The organism is Micromonospora coriariae, assembly GCF_900091455.1.
Taxonomy (GTDB): domain Bacteria; phylum Actinomycetota; class Actinomycetes; order Mycobacteriales; family Micromonosporaceae; genus Micromonospora; species Micromonospora coriariae.
In genome coordinates this window covers 611,276-629,881 of sequence record NZ_LT607412.1, presented here as the reverse complement: position 1 = coordinate 629,881, position 18,606 = coordinate 611,276, and the positions used below count along the sequence as shown (strand labels likewise).

Sequence of the window (18,606 nt, the reverse complement as noted above, 5' to 3'; positions counted from 1 at the left end):
ACGCCGACGGTACGCCCGCGAGTGCGGCGCGGCTCAGTCGAGTACGGCCCGCAGGGTGTGCCGGGCGATGTCGGCCATCACCGGGTTGGTCTCGACGTAGTACGGCAGCGCGTTGATCGCCTGCATCAGGGCCCAGCCGCGCCCGCGTTGCCAGGTGGCGTCGTCCACGCCGAGCGCCCGCCGGTACGTCTCCCGCGGCCCGGAGTCGAGCAGATTCCACGCCGGCATCAGGTCCACCGCCGGATCGCCGACGCCGACCGTGCCGAGGTCGATGACCGCGGCCAGCCGGCCGTCGCGAACCAGCAGGTTGCCCGGCATCAGGTCGGCGTGGATCCACACGTCATGGTCGTCGTGCCGGGGAGCCTCCCGGCACCGGTCCCACACGCCCGCGAGCCGGGCGGTGTCGGTGAGCTGGCCGCTGTCGGCGAGGGCCGACCGCACGCCGGCGTCCTGAGCGGCCAGCGGGCCGCCCCGGCCGAACCCGGGCCAGGCCCGACCGCCGCTGTCGATGTCATGCAGAGCGGCGACGACACCAGCCAGGTCGCGAGCGAAGGCGTCCGGGTCGTCGATCAGGTCGGGCCGCGCCGGCTCTCCGGCGATCCAGCGGTACGCCGTCCACGGCCCGGGATATCCCTCGCCGGACTCACCGAGGCCGAGCGGTTCGGGCACCGCGACCGGCAGGTGCGCGGCGAGCAGTCGGGCGTACTCCTGCTCCCGCCGCAGTTCGGCGCGCAGCTCCGGGTCGGCGGTGGGTCGCAGCGGGAACCGCAGGACGATCTCCGGGCCGAGCCGGAAGAGCGAGTTCACCGTGCCGGACGACGCGAGCGGGCGCACCGGGAGGGCCCGCCACTCGGGAAACTGCTCGGCCACCAGCGCGGCGACCACGTCCGCGGTGACGTCAACCTGGTCGGTATGCATCCTCACTGCGAGATCATCACCCCGGACCCCACCACCAAGCGATCCGATTTCCCGCGCCCTGCCACCACGTCCCGAAGTCCCTGTCGAGCTGCCCCATATTTGGGGGCGCGCTGCGAAGACCAGATCTTGGACAGTTTCCGTTCCGCCCTGACGGAAAGTGTCCAAGATTTGCACGGCGCCAACGGTCCCGTGCGTGCGTCGCCAGCGTGCGGCCGGCCCGCCCCAGATATGGGGCAGCTCGACAGCGCCCGGCGTGGGGTGATGGGCGGGCGGGGCCGGTCGCCCGGGATGGCCGCCTTGTGGCGGGCATCCCGGGCGGTGTCGGCGCGGGCGCGTGGCCGCGCCCGATTGGAGTCAGGCCAGTCCGGCGCGGCGCAGGGCCTCGGCCATCGCGTCGTTGGCCGGTGCGGGCGCGCCGCCGCCCCGCCCCTGCCGCTGCTGACCGCCGCGTCCGCCCTGGCCCCCGCGCTGGTCGGGGCCGCCGCGTCCGCCCTGGCCGCCGCGCTGGTCGGGTCCGCCGCGTCCCCCTTGACCCCCGCGCTGGTCGGAGCCGCCGCGCCCGCTCTGTGAACCACGCTGAGCCGGCTCGCCGCGTCCGTCCTGGCCGGTCCGGCCGCTGCGGGCACCCTGCCCGTCCCGCGCACCAGCAGATGCCGCTCCCGGCTCGTCCTCAAGACGGAGGGTCAGCGAGATCCGCTTGCGGGGTACGTCCACGTCGAGCACCCGGACCTTGACCACGTCACCGGACTTGACCACCTCGCGGGGGTCCTTCACGTAGGTCCGCGACATCGCCGAGACGTGCACCAGACCGTCCTGGTGCACCCCGACGTCCACGAACGCGCCGAACGCGGCCACGTTGGTGACCACGCCCTCCAGCACCATGCCCGGAGTCAGGTCACCGATCTTCTCCACGCCCTCGACGAAGGTGGCGGTGCGGAACTCCGGCCGAGGGTCGCGCCCGGGCTTCTCCAGCTCGGCGAGGATGTCGGTGACGGTGGGCAGGCCGAACCGGTCGTCTACGAAGTCCGTCGCCCGCAGCCCACGCAGGATCCCGCTCTTGCCGATCACCGAGCGCAGGTCCTGGCCCGTGCTGGTGAGGATCCGGCGCACCACCGGGTACGCCTCGGGGTGCACGCTGGAGGAGTCGAGCGGGTCGTCACCGTCGGGGATGCGCAGGAAGCCGGCGCACTGCTCGAACGCCTTGGGCCCGAGCCGGGCCACCTTCTTCAGCTCGGTACGCGACCGGAACGGCCCGTTGGCGTCGCGGTGCAGCACGATGTTCTCGGCCAGCCCGGCGCCGATGCCGGAGACCCGGGTCAGCAGCGGCGCGGAGGCGGTGTTGACGTCCACCCCTACCGCGTTGACGCAGTCCTCCACGACGGCGTCCAGCGACCGGGACAGCTTCACCTCGGATAGGTCGTGCTGGTACTGGCCCACCCCGATGGACCGTGGGTCGATCTTGACCAGCTCGGCGAGCGGGTCCTGGAGCCGGCGGGCGATGGACACCGCGCCGCGCAGCGACACGTCCATCCCGGGCAGCTCCTGGGAGGCGTACGCGGAGGCCGAGTAGACCGACGCGCCGGCCTCGGAGACCACCACCTTGGTCAGGTTGAGCTGCGGGTGCCTCTTGATGAGGTCACCGGCCAGCTTGTCGGTCTCCCGGGAGGCGGTGCCGTTGCCGATCGCCACCAGCTCGACGCCGTGCGCGCCGGCCAGCCGGGCGAGGGTCTCGATCGACGCGTCCCACTGCCGGCGCGGCTCGTGCGGGTAGATGGTGTCGGTGGCGACCACCTTGCCGGTGGCGTCCACCACGGCCACCTTGACCCCGGTACGCAGGCCGGGGTCCAGCCCCATCGTGGGCCGGGTGCCGGCCGGCGCGGCGAGCAGCAGGTCCCGCAGGTTCATGGCGAAGACCCGTACGGCTTCCTCCTCGGCCGCCTGCCAGAGCCGCATCCGCAGGTCCGCGCCGAGGTGGATGAGGATCCGGGTGCGCCACGCCCAGCGGACCGTGTCGGCCAGCCAACGGTCGGCCGGGCGGCCGGCGTCGGACACGCCGAACCGGCCGGCGATCACCGCCTCGTACCGGCTCGGACCGGTCGGCGCGGCGTCCGCCTCGCCGGCCTCCTCCGGCTCCATGGTCAGGTCGAGCACGCCCTCCTTCTCGCCCCGGAACATCGCGAGGATCCGGTGCGAGGGCAGCTTCGGGTACGGCTCTGAGAAGTCGAAGTAGTCGGCGAACTTGGCGCCGGCCGCTTCCTGACCGTCGCGTACCCGGGAGACCAGCCGGCCTCGCGACCACATCTGCTCGCGCAGCGTGCCGATCAGGTCCGCGTCCTCGGCGAAGGTCTCGATCAGGATCGCCCGGGCGCCCTCCAGCGCGGCGGCGGCGTCGGCGACGCCCTTCTCCTCATCGACGAACCCGGCGGCGGTGGCCCGTGGGTCCTGGGAGGGGTCGGCCAGCAGCGTCTCGGCCAGCGGCGCCAACCCCGCCTCGCGGGCGATCTGCGCCCGGGTCCGCCGCTTCGGCTTGTACGGCAGGTAGATGTCCTCCAGCCGGGACTTCGAGTCGGCGGCCATGATCTGCGCTTCCAGGGCCTCGTCCAGCTTGCCCTGGCCGCGGATCGACTCCAGGACGGCGGCCCGCCGTTCGTCCAACTCGCGCAGGTAGCGCAGCCGCTCCTCAAGGGTGCGCAGCTGGGTGTCGTCGAGCAGGCCGGTGGCCTCCTTGCGGTAGCGGGCGATGAACGGCACTGTGGCGCCGCCGTCGAGCAGCTCCACGGCCGCCCGCACCTGACGCTCGGCCACGCCGAGCTCGTCGGCGATCCGCTGATGAACAGACTGGGTCACGATCTCGATCCGCCTTCGACTCGATCCGCCCTCAAAGAGCGGGTACCGCCCTGCATTGTGCCGGGCGGTCCCGGCCGCTGTCGCCGCGCCCGGCCGGGCGACCCGACAGCGGCCCCGTCGTGCCTGCGCTAGCGTTGCGATCATGGAAACAGCTGCGGAGCCGCGTGCCCGGCGGCTCTTCGGCGGCAGCGCCCGAGCCCTCGGCGATCTCACGGCCAACCCGTTCCGCGCCGACCGGGACCGGATCGTCGGCTCGCCGTTCTTCGCCCGCCTCGGGGGCGTCACCCAGGTGATCAGCCCGGTCGGCTCCGGGCTGCTGGTGCACAACCGGCTCACACACAGCCTGAAGGTCGCCCAGGTGGCCCGGGCGATCGCCGAACGGCTGACGGGCGACGGGCGGTGGCGTGACCTGCTGGACAAGCTCGGGGGCTGCGATCCGGACGTGGTGGAGGCCGCGGCGCTCGCCCATGACCTGGGCCACCCGCCGTTCGGGCACCTGGGGGAGCGGGTGCTGGACCGGCTGGCCCGCCAGCGCCTCGGCCTGTCCGACGGCTTCGAGGGCAACGCCCAGTCGTACCGGATCGTCACCAGCACCGAGATCCGGGGTGCGGCCACCACCGGGCTGGACCTGACCGCCGCGGTCCGCGCGGCGATGCTGAAGTACCCGTGGACCCGCCTCGACCACCCCGACCCGCATCCCCGCCTGCTGAACCCGCCGCCGCGCGGAGCCACCCCACCGCCGGACGACCCGGAGAGCGGCTCATCGAAGTTCGGCGCGTACCGGACCGAGCTCGACGACCTGCGTCAGGCCCGGGAGCCGTTCGCCGGCCGAATCCCGGACTGGCAGCAGACCGTCGAGGCGTCCGTGATGGACACCGCCGACGACATCGCGTACGCCATCCACGACGTGGAGGACTTCTACCGGGTCGGGGTGCTCCAGCAGGGCGCGGTCTCCGCCGAGCTGATGGCCTGGCAGCGGGAGAGCGGGCACTTCCGGGCGATCACCGACGCGGCGCTGGCCACCGCGGCCCGTCGGCCCGGCGCGGCGATCGAGCGCCTACGCCGGCAGCTGCACCGCAAGGACGCCTGGATCGCCGACGACGACGCGTTCGCCGCCGCCGTGGAGCACGTCCGGGAGGAGCTGGTCGACGGGCTGCTGGCGATGCCGTTCGACGGTTCGATCGAGGCCGAGCAGTACGTGGCCCGGTTCTCCGCCCGCTGGTCCACCCGCTTCGTCGACGCGATCACCGTGACCGATCAGCCGTCGGTGCGCTCCGGGTACGTGCTGCTCGGCTGCGCCCAGTGGCACGAGGTGCAGGTGCTCAAGTTCGTCCACCACCGGTTCGTGCTGGCCCGCCCCGACCTCGCCCTGCACCAGCGCGGCCAGGCCCGGCTGCTGGGCACCCTGGTCGAGGCGCTGTGGGAGTGGCTGCTCGACCCGGAGGAGGAGTCCCGGTTGCCCCGGCGGCTGCACGACCTGGTCGAGCTGGCCGAGGCGGAGCTGCATCCGCGCACCTCGGACCGGATCGGCCGGGCCCGAGGCCGGGCCATCGTGGACTTCGTCGCGCAGCTCACCGACGGCCAGGCGGTGGCCATGCTGGACGCGCTCTCCGGCCGTTCCGGCGCGCTCTGGACCGACGCCTTCGTGCTCTGAAATGTAAGGAAGGGCCCCTTATTAACGCCAGGCGTTAATAAGGGGCCCTTCCTTTCACTCAGGCGACCGACTGCCACCAGCCGTCGACGGCTGGTGGGTCGTCGACCACCACGCGCTCGCCGGGGCGGGGGACGGCCAGTCGCACGTCGCGGGCCTTCGCCTCGGCCCACAGCCGGTTCACCGGCTCGGACCAGTCGTGCAGCGCCAGGTTGAACGTCGCCCAGTGCACCGGGATGAACAGCCCGCCGCGCAGGTCGAGGTGCGCGTCGACGGCCTCCTCGGGGAACATGTGGATGCTCGGCCAGGCCCGGTCGTAGGCGCCGATCTGCATCAGCGTCACGTCGAACGGCCCGTGCTCCGCGCCGATCGCCGCGTACCCGTCGAAGTAGCCGGAGTCGCCGGTGTAGAAGACCTTGCGGGACCTGCCCTCGATCACCCAGGAACTCCAGAGCGTGCCGTCACGGCGCAGCCCCCGGCCGGAGAAGTGCTGGGCCGGCGTGGCGGTGACCTTCAGACCGTCGATCTGGTGGCTGTCCGACCAGTCCAGCTCGATGATCCGGTCGGCCGGTACGCCCCACCGGTCCAGGTGTGCCCCCACCCCGAGCGGCACCAGGAACGGCGCGGACTGCCGGGCGACCAGTTCCCGGACGGTGGCCATGTCGAGGTGGTCGTAGTGGTCGTGGGAGATGAGGATCGCGTCGAGTCGGGGCAGCTCGTCGAGGCGTACCGGCGGTTCGTGCAACCGGCGGGGACCGACCATGGCCGACGGCGAGCAGCGCTCGCTCCACACCGGGTCGATGAGCACCCGGTACCCCTCGATCTCCACCAGCGCCGAGGCGTGGCCGTACCAGATGACGCCGAGTTCCCGGTCGGTGCCGGTGGCGGCCGGCTCGTCGGCCGGACGCAGCAGCGGGACCGCTGTGCTCGGGCGGCGCTTCTGCTTGCCGAAGATCAGCTCGCGGAGCAGGTTGCGGCCCGGGTCGGCGACCATGGTGCGGGTGCCGGCCTGGTTGTGGAAGGTGCCGTCGCGGAACTGGGGCGAGCGGGCCGCCCGTTCGGCCCGGGCGCCGGCGAGCCGGCCGCCCAGTGCCGCCGGCACGTCCCGGGCCACCCAGGCCAGGCCGGCCAGCGCGGCCAGCCCTGCCGCGCCGCCCATCCGTCGCCCGAGCGACCGTTCGACGTCCGTGCGTTCCGCTGGTGCCATCGCCGTCCCTCCGCCGTGTCCCGCACTACACGGTAGTCACCCGGGCCGCCTCGCGCCCCGGCGGCCGCCGCACCGGGCCGACCGCCGCCACGATGGCCGGCCCGGGCGCGAGTTCAGCCGCCGTTGCTGGGCCGCCGGGCCGCGATCCGGTACGCCGTGCCGGCACCGGCGAGCCGGTCCACCGCGGCGAGGAACCGGGGGCCCATGGCGGCCCGGGCCTGCACCGCCGGGTGCGTGGCGCCGAAGTCGTCCGGGTCGGCCTGCCCGTCGGCGAACAGCGCGTAGGTGAGCACCGCGGCGCCGGACCGGTCGAAGATGATCCCGGCCTCGTGCCGGGCGTCGGCGAACCAGCCCGCCTTGGTGGCGATCCGGGCCCGCTCGTCGGAGGACATGGTGCGCCGGATGCCGTCGGTGAACGCCACCGGGGCGCGCAGAAGCCCGAGCAGGAACGCCGTCGAGGCGGGGGAGAGCAGGGTGCCGGCGACCAGGGCGCGCAGCAGGTCGTGGGTCTCCCGGGGGGTGCTGGTGCCGAGGAAGAACCGGTTCGGGTTGGCCACCGGCTCGACCTGGGTGTTCGGGAAACCCTTGCCGACCAGGATGGCGTTGAGCTCGGCGGCCGGGCAGACCGACCCGCACAGCCGCACCGCCGTGTCGTCGGAGACGGTGAGCAGGGTGGCCAGCACGTGCCCGAGGGTCACGCTGCTCGGGTACGCGCCGTCCAGGCTGAAGATGCCGTCGCCGCCCGGTACGACGATCGCCGCGGTCACCTCGACCCGCTGATCCAGGGTGAGCAGCCCCCGGTCGACCTTGTCGAGCACCGCCGTGGCGACCGCGATCTTGTTGACGCTGTACGCCTCGATCCTCCGGTCCGCCTCGGCGGCCACAGCGACCACGGGCGGGCCGGCCGGGTCGGTGACGCTGACGTACGCCTGCCAGTTGCCGCCGGCCTCGGTGCTGAGCCGGGAGTAGCTGGCGGCGACCCGGCGGGCGGCCTGGGCCGGGGTCGTCGGCCTCGGTTCGGTCGTCTCGGCGGCGCTCGCCGGGCCTGCGGCACCGAGCACCGTACCGGCGGTGGCCACCGTGCCCAGCCCGAGTGCCGTCCTGCGGTTCAGTCGGATGGTCAATCGTCTCCCCCATCGTGGTGCGCCGGAGCGCTTGCCGGACCACCACCCTAGGCGAGTTGATCGATGCAAGGTGCCCCCCGACCGCTCACGTGAACCACCTGCGCAGCGCGGCACCGGGCGGCCCCGGCACGCTGCGAGCGAGCTGCCGCAGGTCAGGCAGATGACCGCCGCGCACCGCCTCGCCGGCCGGGTTCGGGGCGAAGACCGTGCCGTCGTGCGCGTCGACCGGCCGGCCGCTCAGGCCGGCCAACCGCATCAACGGTCCGACCAGGACGTCGTACACGCCCGGCAGCACGGTGAAGCCGAACCGCAGCACCGCGTTCAGCCGGCCCACGGACACCTCCCGGCGGGGCCGGTCCGTGCAGTCCACAATGGCCCGGGCCACCCGCTGCGGGCCGGCGATCGGCGGTGGGGGCCGCCCGACCCGGCCCAGGTAGTTGGCCGCCTGCTGGTACACCGGAGTGTCCACGCTGCCCGGGTTGATCATGCACAGCCGGATCTGCGGGCTGTCGCGCAGCTCCTGTTGCACCGTCCGGACCAGCCCCTGCAACCCCCACTTGCTGGCCACGTAGGCGCTCATGTACGGCGCGGTGATGTGCCCGAGCACCGAGCCGGTGAGGATCAGGGTGCCCGCCCCGGCGGCCTGGAAGTGCCGCAACGCCACCCGCGCCGATCCGGCCGCGGCCAGCAGGTCGGTCCGCACCACCTGCTCGAAGACGTGCTCGGGCAGCTCGTCGAAGCGCCCGTAGGCCATCACGGCGGCAGTGTGCACCCACACGTCGATCCGGCCGAACCGGCTGGTCGCGGCGCCCGCGAGCGCATCCAGCGCGCCCGGTTCGGTGACGTCGGTGGGCACGGTCAGCACGTCGACGTCGGCGCACTCCGCGCGTACCTCGGCCAGGGTCTGTGTGGCGCGGGCGGCGAGGACGAGGCGCTCGCCGCGCTCGGCGAACGCCCGGGCCGTCGCCCGGCCGATCCCGCTGGTCGCGCCGACGATCACCACGACCCGGCTCACGGAGCCAGCACGACCTTGATGCAGCCGTCCTCCTTCTTCTGGAACATCTCGTACGCCTGCGGCGCGCTGGCCAGCGGCATCCGGTGGGTCCGCAGATCCTCCACGCCCAGCGGGTCGTCATCGCCGGCGAGCAGCGGCAGGATCTCGTCGGTCCACCGGCGCACGTGGCACTGCCCCATCCGCAGCTGGATGCCCCGGTCGAACATCTCCATCAGCGGCATCGGGTCCGCCTCGCCGCCGTAGACACCGGAGAGCGAGACGGTGCCGCCGCGACGGACCGCCTTGATCGCGGCGTGCAGGACAGATAGCCGGTCCGTGCCGACCCGGTCGGTCATCGTCTGGGCCAGCTTGTCCGGCAGCATCCCGACGGCGGCGTGCGCCAGCTTGCCGACCGGCGAGCCGTGCGCCTCCATGCCGACGGCGTCGATGACCGCGTCCGGGCCGCGTCCGTCGACCAGGTCGATCAGCGCGCCCGGCACGTCGTCGAGCTCGCGGACGTCGAGCACCTCGATGCCGTGCCGGCGGGCCAGCTCCAGCCGCTCTGGCACCAGGTCCAGCCCGATCACCCGGCCGGCGCCGAGGTGGCGGCCGATCCGGGCGCAGAACTGGCCGACCGGGCCCAGCCCGAAGACCGCCAGGGTGCCACCGGGCGGCGTGTCCGCGTACTTCACCGCCTGCCAGGCGGTGGGCAGGATGTCGGAGAGGTAGAGGTAACGCTCGTCGGCGCCGGTCTGCGGGATCGTGATCGGTCCGAACTGCGCCTGTGGGACGCGCAGGTACTCGGCCTGCCCGCCGGGGACCGAGCCGTAGAGGGAGGTGTAGCCGAACAGCGCCGCGCCCTTGCCCTCGCTGGTGACCTGGGTGGTCTCGCACTGGGCGTAGAGCTGGCGCTGGCACATCCAGCAACTGCCACAGGAGATGTTGAACGGCACCACCACCCGGTCGCCGGGCTTGAGCCGGGTCACCTCCGGCCCGACCTCCTCGACGATGCCCATCGACTCGTGACCGAGGATGTCGCCGGGCTTCAGGTACGGCCCCAGCACCTCGTACAGGTGCAGATCGGAGCCGCAGATCGCGGTTGAGGTGATCTTGATAATCGCGTCGGTCGGCTCCTCGATCCGGGGATCCGGGACCTCCTCGACCCGTACGTCCCGCTTGCCCTGCCAGGTGAGTGCCTTCATGCCGTTCGTCCCCTCTCCGGTGCGCCTACCGGACTGCTACCCGCACTCCGGCACTTGAACCGGTCGCGGGCGGCTGCCTCGGGCGGGGCTGGGGGTGACCGTGCGACGGGGCCGCCCCAGCCCCACCACCGAAACACCGGACCGCCGTACCCCTGAAAAGCGCGGGGTACGGCGGTCCGGTGTGGCGGGCTGATCAGGAACCGGGGGTGTTGCCGGCGCCCTTCGCGGTGGCCGCGAGGTAGTCGCGGTTGAGCCGGCCGATGGTGTTCAGCGGAATGCCCTTCGGGCAGGCAGGGGTGCACTCACCGGCGTTGGTGCAGCCGCCGAAGCCGGCCTCGTCGTGCGCGTCGACCATGCCGATCACCCGGGTGTACCGCTCGGGCTGGCCCTGCGGCAGCAGCGAGAGCTGGGTGAGCTTGGCGGCGGTGAAGAGCATGCCGGAGCCGTTCGGGCAGGCCGCGACGCACGCGCCGCAGCCGATGCAGGCCGCCGACTCGAAGGCGGCGTCCGCGTTGGCCTTGGCCACCGGGGTGGAGTGCGCCTCGGGCGCGCTGCCGGTCGGTGCGGTGATGTAGCCACCGGCGGCGATGATCTTGTCAAAGGCTCCCCGGTTGACCACCAGGTCCTTGATGACCGGGAAGGCGCTGGCCCGCCACGGCTCGATGTCGATCGTCTCGCCGTCGGTGAACTGCCGCATGTGCAACTGGCACGCGGTGGTGCCGCGCTGCGGCCCGTGCGCGTCGCCGTTGATCATCAGGCCGCACATGCCGCAGATGCCCTCACGGCAGTCGTGGTCGAACGCCACCGGGTCCTCGCCGGCGAGGATCAGCCGCTCGTTGAGCACGTCGAGCATCTCGAGGAACGACATGTCCGGGGACACGTCGTCGACCTGGTAGGTCACCATCCGACCCTTGTCCTCAGGGCCCTTCTGGCGCCAGATGCGCAGGGTCAGGTTCACTTGTAGCTCCGCTGCGTGGGGTGGACGTATTCGAACTTCAGGTCTTCCTTGTGCAGCACCGACGGCTCACCGGTCGCGGTGAACTCCCAGGCCGCCACGTACGCGAACCGGTCGTCGTCGCGCTGCGCCTCGCCGTCCGGGGTCTGGTGCTCGGCGCGGAAGTGACCGCCGCAGGACTCCTCGCGGTGCAGGGCGTCGATGCACATCAGCTCGGCCAGTTCGAAGAAGTCGGCCACCCGGCCGGCCTTCTCCAGCGACTGGTTGAGCTCCTCGCCGGTGCCGGACACCCGGACCCGCTGCCAGAACGCCTCGCGCAGGGCGCGGATCTCGCCGATCGCCTTGAGCAGCCCAGCCTCGCTGCGCTCCATGCCGCAGTGCTCCCACATGATCTGGCCCAGCTCCCGGTGGAACGAGTCCACCGTCCGGTCGCCGTTGACCGCCAGCAGCCGCTGGATCCGGTCCTCGACGTCGGCGCGCGCCTCGACCGCCGCCGGGTGGCTGGCGTCGACCTTCTCCAGCGGGCCCGAGGCCAGGTAGTTGGCGATCGTGGTCGGCAACACGAAGTAGCCGTCGGCCAGGCCCTGCATCAGCGCCGAGGCGCCGAGCCGGTTCGCGCCGTGGTCGGAGAAGTTCGCCTCGCCGATCACGAAGAGGCCGGGGATGCTCGACTGGAGGTCGTAGTCGACCCAGAGACCACCCATCGTGTAGTGCACGGCGGGGTAGATCCGCATCGGCACCTCGTACGGGTCCTCGCCGGTGATCCGCTCGTACATCTCGAAGAGGTTGCCGTACTTGGCCTCGATGGCCTTGCGGCCCAGCCGGCCGATCGCGTCGGCGAAGTCGAGGTAGACGCCGAGCTTGGTCGGCCCGACGCCGCGTCCCTCGTCGCAGACGTTCTTCGCGGCGCGGGAGGCGATGTCGCGCGGGACCAGGTTGCCGAAGGAGGGGTAGATCCGCTCCAGGTAGTAGTCCCGCTCGTCCTCCGGGATGTCCCGGGGGTTGCGGTCGTCGCCCTTGGTCTTCGGCACCCAGACCCGGCCGTCGTTGCGCAGCGACTCACTCATCAGGGTCAGCTTCGACTGGTGGTCGCCGGAGACCGGGATGCAGGTCGGGTGGATCTGCGTGTAGCAGGGGTTGGCGAAGTACGCGCCCTTGCGGTGCGCCCGCCAGGTGGCGGTGACGTTGCAGCCCTTGGCGTTGGTGGAGAGGTAGAAGACGTTGCCGTAGCCGCCGGAGGCGAGCACGACGGCGTCGGCCATCTCGGTGCTGATCTCGCCGGTGACCAGGTCCCGGACGACGATGCCGCGGGCCTTGCCGTCCACGATGACCAGCTCCAGCATCTCGTGCCGGGCGTTCATCTCCACGTTGCCGAGGCCGATCTGCCGCTCCAGGGCCTGGTACGCGCCGAGCAGCAGCTGCTGGCCCGTCTGCCCCCGGGCGTAGAAGGTGCGCTGCACCTGGGCTCCGCCGAAGGAGCGGGTGTCGAGCAGGCCGCCGTACTCGCGGGCGAACGGCACGCCCTGGGCGACGCACTGGTCGATGATGTTGACGGAGACCTCGGCGAGCCGGTGCACGTTCGACTCCCGGGAGCGGAAGTCGCCGCCCTTGACGGTGTCGTAGAACAGCCGGTGTACCGAGTCGCCGTCGTTGCGGTAGTTCTTGGCGGCGTTGATGCCGCCCTGCGCCGCGATGGAGTGCGCCCGGCGCGGGCTGTCCTGGTAGCAGTAGGACTTGACGTGGTAGCCCTGCTCGGCCAGGGTGGCCGCGGCCGAGCCACCGGCCAGGCCGGTGCCGACCACGATCACCGTCATCTTGCGGCGGTTGGCGGGGTTGACCAGCTTGGCCTCGAAGCGTCGGGTGTCCCAGCGCTTCTCGATCGGGCCGGTGGGAGCCTTGGTGTCGGCGATCGGGTCGCCCTCGGTGAAGAGTTCCATGTCAGGACACCAATCCGGTGAGAACGGCGAACGGGACCACCAGGTATCCGGCGCAGAGCAGGACGGCGAAGACCAACGCGGCGTTGCGTGCCCGGCGTTCGCCCCGTGGCGTCTGCTGGCCGAGGCTGCGGAACGCGCTGAAGGCGCCGTGCCGCAGGTGGAAGCCCACCGCGATGATGGCGAGCGTGTAGAAGAGCGTGACGTACCAGCGCTCCGGGGCGAAGTCGGCGACCACGTTGCCGTACGGCTTGCTGGCGTCACCGACCGGGTTCAGCGTGCCGGTGGTCAGGTCCAGGAGGTGGTAGATGACGAAGAGCAGGATGATCACCCCGCCCCAGCGCATGGTGCGGGCCGCGTAGCTGCCGTTGACCTTCTTGCGGTGGGCGTACTTCACCGGGCGGGCCGCGCGGGCCCGCCGGGCCAGCACGGTCGCGGCCACGATGTGGGCGACGACCGCCACCACCAGTCCGGTGCGCAGGATCCACAGGAACCACACGCCGGGCAGCAGCGGCTTGCCGATGTCGCGCAGCCAGTGCGCGTAGTGGTCGAACGAGGTTTCCCCCGTGAACACCTTCAGGTTTCCGAGCATGTGCGCGATCAGGAACAGCGCCAGCAGGATGCCCGTCACCGCCATGACGGCCTTGAGGCCGACGTTGGAGCGGATGGGCGACCGAGTTTTCGTGACTACCACACGATCGACGCTAGGAGGACTTGGATCAGTCGTCCAATGCATCAAAGTCGCAGTGTTGATAGCCATAAGCTATGTAGATGCAACTCCATCAGCTCCGGTACTTCGTCGCGGTGGCCGAAGTACGACATTTCACCCAAGCCGCCGACATCGTCGGCATAACTCAGCCCTCGCTCAGTAAGCAAATTCACGCCCTGGAGACCGACCTCGGGGCCCCACTGTTCGAACGGGTACGGGGCAACATCGCCCTCACCGCGGCCGGCGAGGTGCTGCTGCCCCTGGCCACCCGGATCCTCGCCGACGTGGAGACCGCGACCCGCGAGGTGCAGGAGCTGGTCGGGCTGCGCCGGGGTCGGGTCCGGCTCGGCGCCACCCCCAGCCTCGCCACGTCGCTCGCCCCGCCGGTGCTGCGCCGGTTCCGCGACGCGCACCCCACCGTCGACCTCAAGGTGGAGGAGGGCGGGTCTCAGGACCTGGTGCGCGACCTGCTCCGCGGCGACCTCGATCTGGCGCTGATCATCATGCCGGCCCAGGGCGCCGACCCCGGGCTGCGCGTCGACCCGATCCTGCAGGAGAGCCTGGTGGTGGCCTCGGTGGGGGAGGTGCCGACCGCCTCGGCGAGCGGGGAACTGCGCATCACCGACCTGCGCGACCAGCCGATGGTGATGTTCCGGGAGGGCTACGACCTGCGCGACGCCACCATCGAGGCGTGCCGCGCGGCGGGCTTCGAGCCGACCTTCGCGGTGGACGGCGGTGAGATGGACGCGGTGCTCAGCTTCGTCGAGGCAGGGCTCGGCATCGCGCTGGTGCCCGGCATCGTGCTGGCGCGCCGTCCGGGCGTGCGGATCACCCCGCTGGCGCCGCCCGGGGTGCGGCGGACGATCGCGGTGGCCCGCCGGCGCGACGTGGTGCCGACCCACGCCGGCCGGGAACTGCGCCGCATCCTGCTCGACTACGTCCAGTCCGCGATCGCCGGCGACGAACTCCCGCCCGGTGTGGACCCCCGCTGACCGCCGTCAGCGGCCTTCGGCGTCGTCCATCGCGCGGTAGATCCGCTGCTCGGAGACGGGGTACGGGGTCCCCAGCGCCTGAGCGAAGACGTTCACCCGCAACTCCTCGATCATCCAGCGGATCTGTCGGACGGCGGTCTCCTGCCGGCGCGCCGGTGGCAGCGCGGCGAGCAGGTCGTCGTACTCCTTCTGCACTGTTGCGATCCGGTCCTGCTGCTGGCGGTCGCGTTGCGGGTTGCCGCCGAGGCGGTCCAGCCGGCGCTCGATGGCGGTGAGGTAGCGCAGCAGGTCGGGCAGGTGCGCGTACCCGGTCTCGGTGATGAAGCCGGCGTGCACCAGACCGGCGAGCTGCTTGCGGATGTCGGCCAGCGCGGCCACCACGGCGAGGTTACGGGTGGCGCCGAGCCGCTGCTCGACGGCGTAGGCGGCCGCGAGCACCTTGCGGACCCGGTCCATCACCTCGACCACTGTGTCGACCAGGTCCGCGCGGACCTTCTCGCGGAGCGCCGCGAAACCGTCGGCGTCCCAGGCGGGGCCGCCGGCGGCACCGATCAGCCGGTCGATGGCCGCGCCCGCGGCGTCCTCGATCAGCTCCTGCACGCCGCCGTGCGGGTTGCGGCTCAGCGCCAGCTTCGCCTCGTTGGTCAGCCGGCCCTGCAGGAACCGCGCCGGGGACGGCACGGTGAGCCGCAGCAGCCGGCGGGTGCCGGCCCAGTGCGACGCCTCCGCCTCGGCAGGGGAGTCGAACACCTTGACCCCGACCGTGGCGCCCTCGTCGACCAGCGCCGGGTACGCGGTCACCGCGTAGCCGGCGCGGACCTGCTCGATCGTGCGCGGCAGCGTGCCGATGCTCCACTCGCGCAGCCCGGTACGGGCCACCTCCGGTGCGGCGGCCGCCACCACCTGGCGTACCTCCTGGCGCAGCTGGCGTTGCAGGGCCGGCAGGTCCTTGCCCTCGGCGACCGGCTTGTCGTCGTCGCCCAGCACCCGGAAGGTGACCCGCAGGTGGGCCGGGAGCTTGGCCGGTTCCCAGGCGTCGCGGGGCACGGTGACACCTGTCATCCGGCGCAGCTGCCGGGTGAGCGCGTCGAGCAGCGGCTCCTCGCCCGGGGTGATCGCCGCCAGGGCGGCCCGGGCGAAGTCCGGCACCGGGACGAAGTTGCGGCGCACCGCCTTGGGCAGCGAGCGGATCAGCCCGATCACCAGCTCCTCGCGCAGCCCCGGCACCTGCCAGTCGAAGCTCTCCGCCGGCACCTGGTTGAGCAGCGGAAGCGGGATGTCCACTGTGACGCCGTCGGTCGGCGTGCCCGGCTCGAACCGGTAGGTCAGCGGCAGGGCCACCCCGTCGGCCCGCCACTCGTCCGGGTAGTCCTCCTCGTCCACCCCCGGCCGGCCGTCGTTGACCAGCAGGTCGCGGGTGAAGGTGAGCAGGTCGGGCTGCTCCCGGCGGGTCTTCTTCCACCAGGCGTCGAAATGCCGCCCGGAGACCACGTCGGCCGGGATCCGCTGGTCGTAGAAGCCGAAGATGGTCTCGTCGTCGACCAGGATGTCGCGGCGCCGGGCCCGGCTCTCCAGCTCCTCGATCTCGGCGAGCAGCCGCTTGTTGTCACCCCAGAACTGGTGATGGGTCTGCCAGTCGCCCTCGACGAGGGCGTGCCGGATGAACAGCTCCCGGCTCAGCGTCGGATCGATCCGCCCGAAGTTCACCTTGCGGGAGGTCACCAGCGGGATGCCGTACAGGGTGACCTTCTCGAAGGCCATCACCGCGGCCTGCTTCTTCTCCCAGTGCGGCTCGCTGTAGCTGCGCTTGACCAGGTGCTGCGCGAGCGGCTCGACCCACTCCGGCTCGACCCGGCCGGCGATCCGGCCCCACAGCCGCGAGGTCTCCACCAGCTCGGCGGCCATCACCCAGCGCGGCGGCTTCTTGAACAGCGCCGAGCCGGGGAAGAGCGCGAACTTCGCGCCCCGGGCCCCCAGGTACTCGTGCTTCTGCGCGTCCTTCAGGCCGATGTGCGACAGCAGGCCGGGCAGCAGCGACTGGTGCACCTTCGGGGTGTCGATCTCCTCCGGCAGATCGGCGCCGCCACGGCGGCTCTCACCCCGGCCGGCGTCCGCGCCGTCGGCGGTGTCGCGCGCCGGTCGCCCACCGCGCCGGTCGCCCTCGGAGGGTGTACGCAGCACCTGACGCAGTTGGCTGACGATGTCCTGCCACTCGCGGATCCGCAGGTAGTTCAGGTACTCCGCCTTGCACATCCGGCGGAACGCGCTGGAGGACAGCTCCCGCTGCTGCTCCCGCAGGTAGCGCCACAGGTTGAGGTAGGCGACGAAGTCGGACTCCTTGTCGGCGAACCGGGCGTGCGCCTGGTCGGCCTGGGCCTGCTTCTCCGCCGGCCGCTCGCGCGGGTCCTGGATGGAGAGCGCGGCGGCGATCACCAACACCTCGGTGGCGCAACCGTTGCGTTCGCCCTCGACCACCATCCGGGCCAGGCGCGGGTCGACCGGCAACTGGGCCAGGCGCCGGCCCAGCGCGGTGAGCCGCTTCGCCGGGTCCGCCTCGGTCGGGTCCAACGCGCCCAGCTCGTGCAGCAGGTTGACGCCGTCGGTGACGTTGCGCTTGTCCGGTGGGTCGATGAACGGGAACGCGGCGAGGTCGCCGAGCCCGATCGCCGTCATCTGGAGGATGACCGACGCCAGGTTGGTGCGCAGGATCTCCGGGTCGGTGAACTCGGGGCGGGAGAGGAAGTCCTGCTCGTCGTAGAGGCGGATGCAGATGCCGTCCGACGTGCGGCCGCAGCGACCCTTGCGCTGGTTCGCCGACGCCTGGGAGACCGGCTCGATCGGCAGCCGCTGCACCTTGAGTCGACTGGAGTAGCGGGAGATGCGGGCGGTGCCCGGGTCCACCACGTACTTGATGCCGGGCACGGTCAGCGAGGTCTCCGCGACGTTTGTGGCGAGCACCACCCGGCGTGAGCTGTGCGCCGCGAAGACCCGGTGCTGCTCGGCGGAGGAGAGCCGGGCGTACAGCGGCAGGATCTCGGTGCCGAGCAGTGAGCGCTTCTTCTGCACCAGCTTGCCCAGCGCGTCGGCGGTGTCCCGGATCTCCCGCTCACCGCTGAGGAAGACCAGGATGTCGCCGGGGCCCTCGGCGGCCAGCTCCTCGACGGCGTCGCCGATCGCCTGGATCTGGTCGCGGACGTTCTCCTCGTCGCCGTCCTCCTCGCCCTCGGCGAGTTCGACGAGTGGCCGGTAGCGCACCTCCACCGGATAGGTGCGCCCGGAGACCTCGACCACCGGCGCGGGCACCCCCTGCGGCTCGTCGGCCGTGGGCGGCCCGGCGAAGTGCCGGGCGAACCGGTCGGTCTCGATGGTCGCCGAGGTGATGATCACCTTGAGGTCGGGTCGGCGGGGCAGCAGCTCCCGCAGGTACCCGAGGATGAAGTCGATGTTGAGGCTGCGCTCGTGCGCCTCGTCGATGATCAACGTGTCGTACTGGCGCAGCATCCGGTCGGTCTGCAACTCGGCCAGCAGGATGCCGTCGGTCATCAGCTTGACCAGGCTGCGCTCGCTGACCTGGTCGGTGAAGCGCACCTTGTAGCCGACCACGTCGCCCAGCTCGGTGCCGAGCTCGTCGGCGATCCGGTCGGCGACCGTCCGGGCGGCCAGCCGCCGGGGCTGGGTGTGCCCGATCAGCCCGTGCACCCCGCGCCCCAGCTCCAGGCAGATCTTGGGTATCTGGGTGGTCTTGCCGGAGCCGGTCTCGCCGGCCACGATCACCACCTGGTGGTCGTGGATGGCGGCGGCGATGTCGTCCTTGCGCTCGCTGACCGGCAACCCCGCCGGGTACGTGATCACGGGTACGGCCGCCCGCCGGGCGGCGATGCGCTGCTCGGCCCGGGCCAGGTCGGTGGTGATCTCGGCCAGCGCCGCCTCCCGGCGCTGCGGGTCGCGCAGCTTGCGGGCGCCGTCCAGCCGTCGCTGGAGCCGACGCTGGTCGCGGAACATCAGGGGGGAGAGGCGGCGGTGCAGCTCGCGGACGGGATCGGTCGCGGCGGAGGCGGCTGGATTCTGCATGT

12 protein-coding genes are annotated in these 18,606 nt (G+C 72.1%); 2 read left to right on the top strand and 10 right to left on the bottom strand.

Annotation, left to right across the window (positions count from 1 at the left end; translation table 11 throughout):
• Positions 1–33: 33 nt before the first annotated feature.
• Positions 34–918: an aminoglycoside phosphotransferase family protein gene (locus tag GA0070607_RS02935; protein WP_089016781.1), complete on the bottom strand. Its 885-nt coding sequence runs from the start codon at positions 916–918 to the stop codon at positions 34–36.
• Positions 919–1,272: 354 nt separating this feature from the next.
• Positions 1,273–3,765 (bottom strand): Tex family protein, encoded by a 2,493-nt coding sequence (locus GA0070607_RS02930; protein ID WP_231930773.1) that lies wholly within the window; start codon positions 3,763–3,765, stop codon positions 1,273–1,275.
• 142 nt (positions 3,766–3,907) lie between these two features.
• Here GA0070607_RS02930 and GA0070607_RS02925 point away from each other — a divergent pair, with 142 nt between their 5' ends.
• Positions 3,908–5,419: a deoxyguanosinetriphosphate triphosphohydrolase family protein gene (locus GA0070607_RS02925; protein ID WP_089016780.1), complete on the top strand. Its 1,512-nt coding sequence runs from the start codon at positions 3,908–3,910 to the stop codon at positions 5,417–5,419.
• Positions 5,420–5,477: 58 nt separating this feature from the next.
• Here GA0070607_RS02925 and GA0070607_RS02920 read toward each other — a convergent pair whose 3' ends face one another.
• The 7 genes from GA0070607_RS02920 to GA0070607_RS02890 form a co-directional block, all read right to left on the bottom strand.
• Positions 5,478–6,623 carry an MBL fold metallo-hydrolase gene (locus GA0070607_RS02920; RefSeq protein ID WP_089016779.1) on the bottom strand — a complete coding sequence of 382 codons (1,146 nt, stop codon included), beginning with the start codon at positions 6,621–6,623 and terminating at the stop codon, positions 5,478–5,480.
• A 113-nt stretch (positions 6,624–6,736) separates the two neighbouring features.
• The gene (locus tag GA0070607_RS02915) at positions 6,737–7,747 is read right to left on the bottom strand and encodes a serine hydrolase (protein ID WP_089016778.1); all 1,011 of its coding nucleotides are present in this window, start codon (positions 7,745–7,747) and stop codon (positions 6,737–6,739) included.
• Positions 7,748–7,832: 85 nt separating this feature from the next.
• The gene (locus GA0070607_RS02910) at positions 7,833–8,762 is read right to left on the bottom strand and encodes an SDR family NAD(P)-dependent oxidoreductase (protein ID WP_089016777.1); all 930 of its coding nucleotides are present in this window, start codon (positions 8,760–8,762) and stop codon (positions 7,833–7,835) included.
• Positions 8,759–9,943, bottom strand: coding sequence for a zinc-dependent alcohol dehydrogenase (locus GA0070607_RS02905; protein WP_089016776.1), 1,185 nt, complete (start codon positions 9,941–9,943; stop codon positions 8,759–8,761). Before GA0070607_RS02905 ends, GA0070607_RS02910 begins: the two co-directional genes overlap by 4 nt.
• 193 nt (positions 9,944–10,136) lie before the next feature.
• Positions 10,137–10,901: a succinate dehydrogenase/fumarate reductase iron-sulfur subunit gene (locus tag GA0070607_RS02900; protein ID WP_089016775.1), complete on the bottom strand. Its 765-nt coding sequence runs from the start codon at positions 10,899–10,901 to the stop codon at positions 10,137–10,139.
• The gene (locus GA0070607_RS02895; RefSeq protein ID WP_089016774.1) at positions 10,898–12,835 is read right to left on the bottom strand and encodes a fumarate reductase/succinate dehydrogenase flavoprotein subunit; all 1,938 of its coding nucleotides are present in this window, start codon (positions 12,833–12,835) and stop codon (positions 10,898–10,900) included. Before GA0070607_RS02895 ends, GA0070607_RS02900 begins: the two co-directional genes overlap by 4 nt.
• A 1-nt stretch (position 12,836) precedes the next feature.
• Positions 12,837–13,568 carry a succinate dehydrogenase cytochrome b subunit gene (locus tag GA0070607_RS02890; protein ID WP_089016773.1) on the bottom strand — a complete coding sequence of 244 codons (732 nt, stop codon included), beginning with the start codon at positions 13,566–13,568 and terminating at the stop codon, positions 12,837–12,839.
• Positions 13,569–13,603: 35 nt separating this feature from the next.
• On the opposite strand from GA0070607_RS02890, the gene GA0070607_RS02885 reads away from it, so the two are divergent.
• Entirely contained in the window at positions 13,604–14,533 is a 930-nt protein-coding gene (locus GA0070607_RS02885; protein ID WP_089016772.1) for a LysR family transcriptional regulator, read from the top strand.
• A gap of 6 nt (positions 14,534–14,539) precedes the next feature.
• Here GA0070607_RS02885 and hrpA read toward each other — a convergent pair whose 3' ends face one another.
• Positions 14,540–18,604 (bottom strand): ATP-dependent RNA helicase HrpA, encoded by a 4,065-nt coding sequence (gene hrpA / locus GA0070607_RS02880; RefSeq protein WP_089016771.1) that lies wholly within the window; start codon positions 18,602–18,604, stop codon positions 14,540–14,542.
• Positions 18,605–18,606: the final 2 nt, after the last annotated feature.